At 37.2% G+C, this 12,241-nt stretch carries 12 protein-coding genes; 2 read left to right on the top strand and 10 right to left on the bottom strand.

The window, feature by feature from the left end; translation table 11 throughout:
- Positions 1-100: 100 nt before the first annotated feature.
- From IGK53_RS02835 to IGK53_RS02820, 4 genes are all read right to left on the bottom strand, one after another.
- On the bottom strand, positions 101-2,194 hold the full coding sequence (locus tag IGK53_RS02835; RefSeq protein WP_002329531.1) for an LTA synthase family protein: 2,094 nt from the start codon (positions 2,192-2,194) through the stop codon (positions 101-103).
- A gap of 680 nt (positions 2,195-2,874) precedes the next feature.
- Positions 2,875-3,498: a hypothetical protein gene (locus IGK53_RS02830; protein WP_002293598.1), complete on the bottom strand. Its 624-nt coding sequence runs from the start codon at positions 3,496-3,498 to the stop codon at positions 2,875-2,877.
- 158 nt (positions 3,499-3,656) lie between these two features.
- The gene (locus IGK53_RS02825; protein WP_137203219.1) at positions 3,657-5,054 is read right to left on the bottom strand and encodes a glycoside hydrolase family 1 protein; all 1,398 of its coding nucleotides are present in this window, start codon (positions 5,052-5,054) and stop codon (positions 3,657-3,659) included.
- 31 nt (positions 5,055-5,085) lie between these two features.
- Positions 5,086-6,057, bottom strand: coding sequence for a LacI family DNA-binding transcriptional regulator (locus IGK53_RS02820; protein ID WP_002293600.1), 972 nt, complete (start codon positions 6,055-6,057; stop codon positions 5,086-5,088).
- 373 nt (positions 6,058-6,430) lie between these two features.
- On the opposite strand from IGK53_RS02820, the gene IGK53_RS02815 reads away from it, so the two are divergent.
- Positions 6,431-6,856 carry a hypothetical protein gene (locus IGK53_RS02815; RefSeq protein ID WP_430604970.1) on the top strand — a complete coding sequence of 142 codons (426 nt, stop codon included), beginning with the start codon at positions 6,431-6,433 and terminating at the stop codon, positions 6,854-6,856.
- A gap of 487 nt (positions 6,857-7,343) precedes the next feature.
- Here IGK53_RS02815 and IGK53_RS02810 read toward each other — a convergent pair whose 3' ends face one another.
- Genes IGK53_RS02810 through IGK53_RS02800 form a run of 3 tightly spaced genes read right to left on the bottom strand, consistent with a single transcriptional unit; the run spans position 7,344 to position 9,076 of the window.
- Complete coding sequence (locus IGK53_RS02810) at positions 7,344-8,045, bottom strand: deoxynucleoside kinase (protein ID WP_002293604.1); 702 nt, start codon at positions 8,043-8,045, stop codon at positions 7,344-7,346.
- 15 nt (positions 8,046-8,060) lie between these two features.
- The gene (locus tag IGK53_RS02805; RefSeq protein ID WP_002293607.1) at positions 8,061-8,501 is read right to left on the bottom strand and encodes a nucleoside 2-deoxyribosyltransferase; all 441 of its coding nucleotides are present in this window, start codon (positions 8,499-8,501) and stop codon (positions 8,061-8,063) included.
- On the bottom strand, positions 8,501-9,076 hold the full coding sequence (locus IGK53_RS02800; RefSeq protein WP_002293608.1) for a TIGR00730 family Rossman fold protein: 576 nt from the start codon (positions 9,074-9,076) through the stop codon (positions 8,501-8,503). Before IGK53_RS02800 ends, IGK53_RS02805 begins: the two co-directional genes overlap by 1 nt.
- Positions 9,077-9,316: 240 nt before the next feature.
- On the opposite strand from IGK53_RS02800, the gene IGK53_RS02795 reads away from it, so the two are divergent.
- The gene (locus tag IGK53_RS02795) at positions 9,317-9,526 is read left to right on the top strand and encodes a hypothetical protein (protein WP_083294082.1); all 210 of its coding nucleotides are present in this window, start codon (positions 9,317-9,319) and stop codon (positions 9,524-9,526) included.
- A 397-nt stretch (positions 9,527-9,923) separates the two neighbouring features.
- Here the strand turns inward: IGK53_RS02795 and IGK53_RS02790 are convergent, their stop codons facing one another.
- Genes IGK53_RS02790 through IGK53_RS02780 form a run of 3 tightly spaced genes read right to left on the bottom strand, consistent with a single transcriptional unit; the run spans position 9,924 to position 12,231 of the window.
- Entirely contained in the window at positions 9,924-11,021 is a 1,098-nt protein-coding gene (locus IGK53_RS02790) for a PTS fructose transporter subunit IIC (protein ID WP_002323374.1), read from the bottom strand.
- A 1-nt stretch (position 11,022) separates the two neighbouring features.
- Positions 11,023-11,349, bottom strand: a complete 327-nt coding sequence (locus IGK53_RS02785) for a PTS fructose transporter subunit IIB (protein WP_002293612.1) — start codon at positions 11,347-11,349, stop codon at positions 11,023-11,025.
- A gap of 12 nt (positions 11,350-11,361) precedes the next feature.
- The gene (locus IGK53_RS02780) at positions 11,362-12,231 is read right to left on the bottom strand and encodes a ketose-bisphosphate aldolase (RefSeq protein WP_002293613.1); all 870 of its coding nucleotides are present in this window, start codon (positions 12,229-12,231) and stop codon (positions 11,362-11,364) included.
- Positions 12,232-12,241: the final 10 nt, after the last annotated feature.

Genomic DNA, 12,241 nt, shown 5'->3' with positions numbered 1-12,241 from the left:
GAAAAATACACGAAAAAAATAAAAAAATGTTTTTTTCATAAAAAATACCAACCTTCAAGCATTAGAATGTTGTCTAACTACTGAAGGTTGGTTTGATTGTTTATTGATTATCTTTTTGCTGTTCAACGTCTGTTCTTGTTACTGGATATAAGTTGGTTGTTGTTTTATTGCCATTTTTTGAAAAGACACTTGTCGAATGTTCGCCTTTTTGCTTTTCGATTGCTTCATTACGTTCCGCTTCATTTTTATAGTCATATTTTTTCGGATCAATCGTCTCAAATCCGTTTGGCACATAAAACCGCAAGAGATTTTCCTGATTCAGCTTATCTGAAAGACTTAACGCAGTCTTGACTTTTTCCTGATCTTTGGAGATTTCCTCATCGATTCCTGCTGCTTTCGTATCGATGATTTCTCCTGTCTGATTATTGTAAGCTTTTCCTCCTAGGACGGTGTATTTGGGTGTCACAAAGTTCCCATTTCGAAAAGCAACTACTTGATCATGCTGAGAAGATAATAAGTCTGTACCAAAATGAAGATAATCTTTATCATCGATTCCCAAGAGATGAAGTAATGTCGGCAAAACATCGATTTCTCCACCGTATTCGTGATTGACTGACCCTTTAGTATAACCAGGCATATGAATCATTAATGGCACACGCTGCATTTGTGCGTTGTCAAATTCATTCCATGTATCTGGGTCTTTTCCAAGAGCACTTGCTAAGTCTTTATTATCTGTATTTGAGATGCCAAAATGATCCCCATAAATCACAAAGATCGAATTTTGGTAAATACCGGATTTTTTCAAATACGTAAAAAATTGTTCCAATGATTGATCCAGATAATGTGCCGTTCGAACATAATTATCTACTGTGCTATTGCCAGTATTCAAAGATGGAAAGTCGAAATTCTTGTCATCCGTATAATAAGGCGTGTGGTTGGTTACGGAAAGAAATTTCGTGTAAAACGGCTGTTGTAGATGCTCAAGATATTGGGCAGATTCTCTGAATAAATCTTTATCTAATATCCCATAACCTAACGTTTCGTCGGATTCATCAAAATAAGATCGATCAAAGAAATTGTCATAACCTAAGTTTTTATATACATGATCTCTATTCCAAAAACTAGCTACATTCCCATGGAAAACAGCGCTTGTATAGCCTTGCTTTTGTCCAAGGATCGCTGGTGCGGCTTGAAAGACATTGTCTGACCCAAGCTCTGTGAATAATGAGCCTTGAGGTAAACCAAATGTGCCAGTTTCCAACATATTTTCAGCATCACTTGTCTTTCCCTGTCCTACTTCGTGAAAGAAATTGTCAAAGCTGATCGTTGCTTGATTCTGGAAAATACTATTTAAAAACGGTGTGACTTCTTGTCCGTCTACCTTCATATTAATCAAAAACTGCTGGAAACTTTCTAAATGGAGAACGATCACATTTTTCCCTTTAGCGATCCCAAATGTTTCGGGATTTGGCTCTGCATAATGTTTCTTTGTATAATCTAAAACTTCATCAATCCCATTACTGCTTGCATGCGCGCGAACACTGCTAGTCATTCCTGTTTTGATTCCGTCATAAATAGTATACGCATCGATTCCTAGATATTTGACAATATATGAACGGTCAAATGTTCGCTGCAGCAATTGTGGACGGTTGGCTTCGCTCAGCGCTAGATTTCCTGAAAAAATAAGCCCTGAAAGACAGGTAACAGCGATAGCCATCGGTTTGCCGACAGGTTGACTTTTGATAGGTATTTTCTTGACCTTCAACCAAACCAGTAGCCCAATGAACACAGCGATATCCAGCCAGTAGATGACATCATGGGGCTTCATCAAAGAAAAGGAGCTTCCTGACAATCCTTGCGACACTTTCGAAAAGCCTAATACAGATTTGACTGTAATGAAATCTGTGAATTCCCGATAAAAAATAATATTCAAGTACAACAAAAGCGTATTTAAAATATCAATGATCAAAAGAATAGCTAACGCTGGCTTTGGCTTTTTAATATACAAAGAAAGGCCAAAAAACAATAAGGTAGTCGCAATTGGGTTGATCCACAAGATAAAGTACTGGATCGTACCTTCCACACCTAATGAAAAATCTGCATAGTAGGCAATGATCGTCTTCAGCCAGAAAAAGAAAACAGCTGTCAAAACGATTGCTAAACGATTTTGGCACAATTTTTTAAGTTGTGTCACGTATATCACTTCTCTCTATTCACATTTTTTCTTATTTTGCTCCTGAAAAATGAAAATTTCCTAAAAAAGTTGTTATCTTAAGATTTTTTTATTCTTTCTAAAGATTATTCCGTCAACTTTTCACAGCATAAAACCGCTGCGATGTAAGCGATTAAACTAATGAAGAGATAAAAGTCTTGTGGTGACCGCTTCACTCCACGGTATTCAAAAGCCAGTTTCTCGGTATTCGTACAAAAAAAGAGGCTGTGACAAAATTCTTGTCGCAGCTCCTTATTTCTTGATGCAGGACAGCTTTTTCACAACTTCTTCTTTAAACGGTGTTCTCCTGCCAACTCCTCGGCCACAAGTCACAATATTTATAAAACATGAGAAGCTGTTTTTTGAAATTGTTCCTTGTGGCTCAGAGTTAAACGGCAGGCTCAAGACCTCTTGGTAAACGGTGTTCAAAAGCTTGCATCTGCGGTAATAAGCCCAACCAAACGAAAAATATAAGGAGCTATTTTTTGAAATTGCTCCTTGTGACTCAGACTGAAACGGCAGGTTCACAACCTCTTTCTTAAACGGTGTTCAATCAGCTGACCTTCGGTATTAGCTCAAAAAACGGCAAAATATGAGGAACTATTTTGCCGTTTGTTTCTCTAATACTCAGGTCAAAACGCTGATTTCACAACCTCTGTTTTTCATTGCCCATAAGTTTGATATTGTCCTTCTGATGACTCATTCGTAATGATTGAGGCTTGATTTTCTTCATTTCCCGTTATCGTTTGCCCACTGCCAGAATCTGAAGGGCTTGTTCCTGTCGATTCGTTTTTTTGAGAAGAGATAGTTGTTTTCTTGACTTGTTCATTTGTCTTTTTCCATTCCGCTAAACGATCGGCGACCACTTTTTTGTCTACTTTTTCAGAATAAGCGGTGATCACTTTTCCATTTTTCAAACGGGCTACTTTGTCGCCATCATGAGTCAAAAGCAAAACGGTCAAATGTTTGTCTTTGAATTGATATTGTCTGAGAGAAATCGCACTAAGTACGTCATCGATATTAATAAATTGATTTTCTTCTTTTCCTTTTGGCAAATAAATGTCCAATTCGCCTTTTTCGTAATTGGCAGTTATTTTATACTCCGCCCACCAATAAGTTGAGAATTCTTTTTTGAAATTATCTACTGATTCTTTGCTTGCTACGATTTTTTCTGTTTCTTTCTGAGCAAGATCTGCTGTCATTTTTCCTGAAAATGCTGCGGATAAAATAAGCAGTAAGAAAAAACCGAATAACCAAAAGAGAAGAAACGGTCTTTTTTTCCTCATGCTTTCCTCCACTCCTATTTAATTTTGACTATTCTATTATATACAAAAAATGAAATAGAAAGACAAAAAAGTTGAAAAAGATCGTAAATAATTGAACTTCTTTTTCACAAAATGGTAAGAATGGAGAATTTCACGCATTTGCTCTCAACTATTCTTTCTTAAGCCTCAAATCCGTTTTTATCTGATACGTCTTTGAACCAATGACCCGATTTTTTGATTGTTCTTTTTCCATCTTGTGCTAAGTCTACTGAAATAAAGCCATATCGATTCTTATATGCATTGGTCCACGACCAGTTATCCATACATGTCCACATATGATAGCCTAAACAATTGGCACCTTCTTGAATGGCTTGATGGACATATTTCAGATGAGATTGGACAAATTCGATCCGATAATCATCGTGGATCATGCCATCTTCTTTGATAAATCGTGCTTCGTTTTCTACACCCATACCGTTTTCAGAAATAAAGCAGTCGATATTTCCATAATGATCTCGTACATTGATCAAAATATCATAGATTCCTTGTTCATAGATCTCCCATCCGCGATAAGGATTCATTTTACGACCAGGCATTTCATAATTGTCGAAATAATCCTCAGGCATTGGACCGTTTTTAGTATCGATTGGTGTTTCTTTTGCTTTTACCCGGCGTGGCTGGTAATAATTGATACCTAAAAGATCTACTGTACTTTCTTTGATAACCGTCAAATCCTCTGCATGGATCACAGGCATGAGATCAAGTTCTTTTACTATCTCAATCAATTCACTTGGAAACTCGCCTTTTACAGCTGGATCAAGGAATGAACGATTGAAGAACGCATCTGCTATTTGCGCTGCTTTAACATCTTCAGGGTTTGATTCGTCTCTTGGATAGCTTGGTGTCAGATTCAAGATGATACCAATAACACCACCTTGCTCCATTTCATGGTAAGATTTGATGGCTAACGCTGAAGCCAACGCTTCATGATAGCCAACTTGGATCGCTTTTTTCATATCTGACTCTTCTGGATAATGCCATCGATATAAATAACCTGCTTCGACTGGAACGATTGGTTCATTATGAGTAAACCATTTTTTTACTTTCGAACCAAACAATTCAAAACAACTTTTGGCATATTTTTCATAGGCTTCAACCGTTTCTCGGTTCAACCATCCGCCTTTTTCTTGCAGATACACCGGCATATCGAAATGATACAGATTCACAAAGGGTTCGATACCGTTTTCAATCAACTCATCAAAATAACGATGATAGAAACGAACGGCTTCTTCGTTGATTGTTCCAGATTCATCAGGTATCAAACGGCTCCATTGGATAGATGTTCGAAATGAATTATGCCCAGTCTGTTTCATCAACTGTACATCCTCTTGATACTTCGTATAAACTTGTGAAGTTTTTTCAGGTCCTACTTGGTCAAAGAACTTTTGCGGTTCTTTTTTGTACCAATAATCAAAAATGTTCTCTCCTTTTCCATCACCTGAAATCCTTCCTTCTGTTTGTGGGCCACTTGCTGCAGAACCCCACCAAAAATTTGCTGGAAATTGATATTTTTTCATCAAAGCACCTCTTTTTCTTTTTTAGTTCGTTTTAGTTGATTCCATGTATGATATTTTCCATCACAATCACTTTTTCATTTTCTTCCTCTTCTTTTTTGATTCGTTTCAACAGCTGTTCTGCGGCTTGTTCCCCAATTTTATCTGTTGGTGGTGTAATCGTGATTTTCGGAAGGATGCTCAATTCGTTTTTATCCAAATAATCATAATGACTAAACGCAATGTCCTTCCCGATTCTGATACCTTCTTGATTGAAACATTCGATAGCACCGATCGACATATTATAATTGCTGACAAAAATCGCTGTTACTCCTTTTTCTAATAATTCTTTTGCCCCATAATAGCCACTTTTTCTAGAATAGTCTCCTGTAAAGACCTCTAATTGGATCGATGGATCATTTTGTACCGCTTCTTTGGCTCCTGCTAAACGTTCTCTTGCTACGTAGTCTGTTTGAGTGGCAGCAATAAATCCGATTTTTTTATGTCCTTGTTCACCATGATGAGCGATCACTTTTGCTACACTTTCTCGATCATTCACTAATATTGTATCAATACCTGCTGGCCCTTCTGGACAATTCAATGCGATAACTGGAATACTCATTTTTGTGAGCATTTCAAATCCAGACCACTCTTCTTCGGATAAGAAGACAATCAGCCCATCGATCACATGCTTCATCAGGTATTCAATTTTTTGTTCAATTTTTTCTGGCTGATCGGCAAAACCGCTTAATAATAAGCTATACCCATTTTCTTCAGCTACTCTTTCGATCCCTGAGACAACTTCCGACCCAAAACGGCTGGAAATCCCGTTTATCAAAAGTCCAATAGAGAAGCTTCGATTATTCTTCAACCCTTTAGCAATGATGTTTTCTTTATAGTCCAACGCTGAAATCGCTTCTGCTATTTTTTTCATGTTCTTTTCCTTCAGTTGCTGACCATTCAAGTAACGGGAAACTGTTCCCACTGAAACACCAGCCATCTTAGCCACGTCACGGATCGATGCCATACATTCTCACTCCTGCCAGTTACATTTGATTTCTCTTTCTTGTTGTTCGATTATGATGACCGCTTTCTTTGCATAGTGTTGCTTGTCATCAATATCCATATAACTAAAGTCTTCAGTAGAGCAACTTCCTCTCACTATTAATTATACTTAAACAAGTATTTGAACCGGTTCATTTTTAATATAGCATTTTTTTAAAAGATTGCAACACTTTTTTAAAACGCTTTCTGAAAGTGGCGGATTTTTTGCCTTTTTAAAATTTTATTCTAAAATTTACTCTATTTGTGGGTGTTTTGTGCGTTTTTCTCTTCCATCCGTTTGAAGTTTTACTTTCCAATGGTATAATTTCTTTATCCTATCAAATGGGGGAAGTATTTTGAAGAAATTAATCGTACTATTTATTTTGTCTGCGGGACTTTTGACATTGACTGGCTGTAATTTGTTTGGCGGCTCTGACCAATCCTCGGATGAAACAACCGATTCTTCTGTCTTAAAAGCGGAAAAAGCAGATATCACTAACAGTGTATATACGCTAAAAGTACGTAAAGATATGGATTTATCCGCGGGACAGTTGACATTTACAGATAAAAAAATGGAATGGACACGCACGTATCAGACACAAGGAACTGATTCTTATGAATCATCTGAAGAAAAAACAGTGCTGACAGATATCAAGATCACTACCAAAGATGACGAATATATTATTTCAGGAAAAGAAAATAAAAAAGAAACAACAGTCATATTTACAAAAATCGGTAATTACCGTTTGAAGGATGAGGATGGCAACATCTACAGTCTATAGTGCCGTCTGTTGGATCTTCTTTTGTTTCTCCCCTTCTTTTCTGCTATAGTAAAGAAGCAAGATGATTGTAAAGGAGACGAAATGGATGATCGATAGTCCTGATTATTGTACATGTAATAACAACAAAAATATCCATACAGAATTTAATGACCAAGGAAGCTTGAGCATATGCGACAACTGTCACAAACTAGTCAAAGATTCATTTAAAACATTTGAATCTTATCCTGTTCAAAATTATGTAAAAAGTAGAAGAAGATAAACAAAATCAAGCAAAACTCACTATGGCTGATTTTTATGAACTTCAAACTCAGCTTCTTCCTTTGATCAAGCTTCATCAGTAAAACAAACAGTGGATCATTTCAGTTTACAAATCAAAGAGTAAAGATTTATTTATTTCAAATATTTGAATATAAAATAACCAAACGACAGAAAGGCTTATTCTACATCACGTAGTAATTTTTCTTTCCCGTCGTTTGGTTTTTTATTTTTAGCCTAATTCTTGACCTTTTGCATGCTGGTTATCCGTAAAATATTTTCCAGCAGGCTTTCCTTCCAATTCAGCTAATTTTTCTTGGATCTGACGGATCACCTTTTTTGCATCTTCTGGATTTTCTACAAAATCGAATGTATCCCCATCCACTTGTATTTTAGGACATACATCAAAATCTTCATACCATTGATTATAGCGGGTGTTCAACGTTTCGTAATAGGTATATAACGTTTCATCGCTTTCTAGCTGTTCATAATCACGCCCACGTTTTTTGATACGTTCTAGCATCGTGTCCAAAGAAACTTTGATATGGACCATCAAATCAGGCCGTTTTTTTGGAGCAACATCATCTAACTCGTTTAGCATCGTATCTAATAAGCTATCGTACTGCTGTACTTCGATATCCGTTACCCGACCTAAATCAGCGTTTAGATGGAACAACAGGCTATCTTCATAGATGGATCGGTCTAGCACATTGTCATCGTTCACTAAAGCATTTTTCATTGCTAAAAATCGCTTGTTCAAAAAGAAGATTTGCAATAAAAATGCGTACTGCTCAGGATTTGAATAAAAGAGCGGCAATACTTCGTTATCTTCGACATTTTCATAAAATGGTTTAGAATCAATCTCTTTTGCAAGCATATCCGTCAAACTGCTCTTACCTGCACCAATCGTTCCTGAAATCAAAATCACTGACATACAACCCTTCCTCTTCTATAAGTACTCGCCTACGTAAGTTTCAACAGGCAATGTTTCAAAATCATATTCACGTACAGCTTGGTCTGATTTTAAATACGTATGGAGACTTTGTGTAATCATCAAGTTTGTAGGTACCGTCTCTTCTTGTACAATGATCATCGGTTTTTTCAACATAGTTGCCACACCTAATTCGTAAGCCGTTCCTGGATCGATTGTTTGATGCTCAAAGTCAAGGATAGCAACAACAAATTCTGCATTTGTCAGTTCTTCCATATCTTTTTCGTATACTTCCTGCGCCCATCCAGCGCTGAATAGTTCATAATTGCTTTCTTGGTGATGACGTGGAGAGTAGAAACTTGTGACTGTTTTGTTTTCCTCCAACGCTTTTTCGATACGACTTACTCGATCGATTTGCTCCTCTGAAAAAAATGGTCCTGCTAAATATATTTGACTCATTATTTTGCCTCCTTCAATAATAACTGATTTTTAATAGATACTGCTCGTAATTCATTGACCAGTTCCAATGGATTGTTGGAAAAGATTACTTGATCCAACCATTTTTTATCCATAAAATCCTCTTTTGCAAAAGTTTCTAATAATTGTTGCAAGCCGCTGTAATAACCGCCAATATTCAATATTCCGATTGGCTTGTCAGGCGTCAGACCGATTGCTATCCAAGAAAGAAGTTGTGAGAATTCCTCCAATGTACCTAGACCTCCAGGGAAAACGAGGACAGCATCTCCCTTTTCAAATAATAATACCTTTCTTTCATCGATCGTTTCTGTAGGAATAAATGTAGTAACATCTTTTCCAGGCAATTCAGTTTCAAAAAGCCCATTCGGATAGATACCTGTGACTTTTCCGTTATTTTCCAGTACTGTTTTACTAATCACTCCCATAATCCCGGAGTATGAACCACCGTAAACCAGTTCGATTTCTTCTTGTGCCATGTATTTTCCTAACGTTTGCGCAATAAATTTGTAACTTTCTTTATTACCAAAACGGGAACCGCAAAAAACAGTAAGTTTCATAAAAAAACACTCCCTAACTCAAAAGTCTATCTTCATTCTACACGTGTTTTTTTAAAATAAAAGACTAGATTTTGTAGTTTTTTAGTGGTATATAGGATAGACACCACTATATATAGTATTTAGGAAAAAATCATTTTTCAGCTATTTTATAGATAAAACAAAAATAAATAACGTGTTTTCATCGATATGAAATGACTTACTTATAGAAGATACTGGGATTTCGTCCTATATGCCAATAACGTGTATTATTTTAAACAACAAATATTTGTTTCTTTTATTAACGAAAAAATCATTTTGTTCTCGTGTTATGTTTCACTGATAAATGATGTTTCTCTAAATAAAAAAGCCGACGAACTAAACGATCAAAATTTGATCATTTTTGTTCATCAGCTTCTCCTAAAAATCTTTTTGTTAACGATAAATAGCTGGATTTGTAAAAATATCACTTGAATCGTCACTGCTGGAAGAAAATTCAGTGATAACCGCACCTGTTGCGCCTGCCTGGAACTAGTGTTTGATATTGGGCTCGATCGTGTACTGATCTCTAGCATGAAGAATAATTTCTTTTTTTACTGTATAATAACTTTCTTTCCTTTTTGGAATAGTACAGGAAAGTTTTTTTGTTTCCTTTCCTTCGACATAAGGTATACCAGACCTTTTCGACAACGAAAGGTTCTCATTTTTCCTTCATCGTCATTTCAAGGAGGGTGCCGATGCTCTGGACAGTTTCGATCGCTCCTAAACCAAAATCTGTATATTCGATTCTTTCTAACTCTGATTCTTTCATACCATTCCTGCCTCAAGGTACATCTATTGTACTTTTTTCTTGTAATCCATTCTGCCTCTCCTAACTAATTGTCAAATCATCCCAAGATATGTCTTCTTCCTCTTTTTCTTCTTGGATGATTTCTGCATTCGGATCTACTGGTTTTTTCAATAATAAAATGGTTATTCCTGTGACAAAAGAACCAGCTAACAATGCACCAATGAATGCCCATGGTCTGGTCATCGTAGCGACTGCAAACATTCCCGATGCCGGAATACGGCTATCTGCGCCCCAAAGCATGCTTAATCCGCCACCTACTGCCCCACCGACTCCCGTTGCTATGACATTGCGTGCCAAGTCGTTCAATACGATAGGGAAACATCCCTCTGTGATCTGACAGATCCCCATAGGAAAAGCGGTCTTCAATGTATCGATTTCTTGACGATTGAATATATTTTTACGAATGATTTTCCCTAAGAAATAAGCGATCGACAAGCCGAAAGGGGTTACCATCGAAGCTAAAATCAATACAGTGATTGGTTCATAGATTCCTTCTGAAAACAAAGCAAACACAAAAGCAAATACTACTTTGTTGATTGCTCCACCGTAATCGATTGATGATAATACTCCAATTACTGCACCATATAAAAATAACGAAGAAGTATCTAAATTACTTAGATAACCTGTAACCATCTCTGTAATCCAATTAATAGGTGTCCCTATCACGTAATACATGACCAATCCTCCAATGAAAGAACTGAGAAATGGTAAAACCAGAGTCGGCATTAGACCATCCATCCATTTAGGTACTTTGATTCCTGCCGTTAGTCCAATAACAACTAATCCAGATAAATATCCGCCAACCATTCCACCTAAAAATCCCGCTCCAATCCCACTAGCGGTCATCCCAGTAATCAAACCAGGGGCAATACCAGGCTTATCTGCTATTGAATAAGAAATGGCACAGGAAACAATCATTGGTAATAAACCTAAACCATATCCTCCCATCGTTGTCATCGTATCTGCAAAAGAAAACCCATCTGTGAATGATTCAATAGTGACTCCATCCATCATATTCCCAATAGCTAGCAAGAATCCGGAAGCGACGACGATAGGTAAAAAGAAAGAGATCGCCGTCATTAAATGTTTTTTGAAGCCTATTGATTTCAGTATCTCCATCTTATTCCCCTTCCATTCTTTCATTCAGCATCTCTTCTAATTTTTCGATCAGCTTTCTCGGAGATTTGACAACTAAACTAGTTGGTACTTCGACTACTTTTTTTCCACGAAAACGCTCTTTTCCGTTTACCTTGATATCTGCTGCAATAAGCACGACATCTGCAGCAGCAATGCACTTTTGCTCTAGTGGCTCTTGTGTTCCAGCAAGACCTTGTGTCTCAATCCAGATTTCATGTCCAAGGCTCTCTGCTGCTTGAAGCAGTTTTTCCTTTGCGATATACGTGTGTGCAATCCCCGCGGTACAAGCTGCGATTCCTACGATCTTCATTTTGTTGCCCCCTCACATATAGTATTTTGCTTTGCCATCTGATTGGAATAAATAAATTTTATCTAAAGCAACCTGTTTTGCAGCTTCCATACAAGGTGGAAACAGTATATTCGGTTCACGTATCTCTAAATCTCCTGAGTTCAAGATATCTCGGAGTTTTTCTGCGAATGCCATTTTGATATCACTGGAAATATTGATTTTATTTATTCCTAATTCTACTGCCTGACGAATCTCCTCATCTGGGTTGCTTGATCCTCCATGAAGGACTAAAGGAATAGTAGTCAATGATCGAATCGATTCTAAAATATCGAAGCGAAGCTTGGGTTTGAGTTCTTTAGGATAGATCCCGTGGGCTGTTCCAATAGCGATCGCTAAACTGTCGATTCCGGTCTCCTCAATGAATGCTTGTGCTGTTAACGGATCCGTATAAATAATCTCGCTGACACCGCCTTCTACAGTATTACCTGTGTCTCCGATCGTCCCCAGTTCGGCCTCTACAGAAATACCAACAGCGTGAGCTGCTTCTACTATTTTTTTAGATAACATGACATTTGTTTCATACGATTGATGGGATGCATCGATCATAACAGAAGTAAAACCTAAGCGGATGGCATGAATAATTTGTTTGAATTCATCACCATGGTCTAAATGGATACATACGGGAATATCTGTCTGCTCAGCTGCATATTTCACTTGAGCGATGAAACTGTCTGCCAAAAATTTCAGTTCTTCTGGATGGATTGCAATCATAACAGGAGATTCTGCTTCTTCACAAGCTTCTATCACTGCGTTCAATAATTGCCCAGAACCTGCATTAAAGGCAGGAACGGCAAAGCTTCTCTCTTTCGCTACGGCTAGTATTTCTTTTCCTGTTACTAACATAAGTCATTAT

Source organism: Enterococcus sp. DIV1224 (assembly GCF_050555455.1).
In the GTDB taxonomy this organism is placed as follows: Bacteria; Bacillota; Bacilli; order Lactobacillales; family Enterococcaceae; genus Enterococcus_B; species Enterococcus_B lactis.
This window is presented reverse-complemented; position numbering and strand designations above follow the sequence as displayed.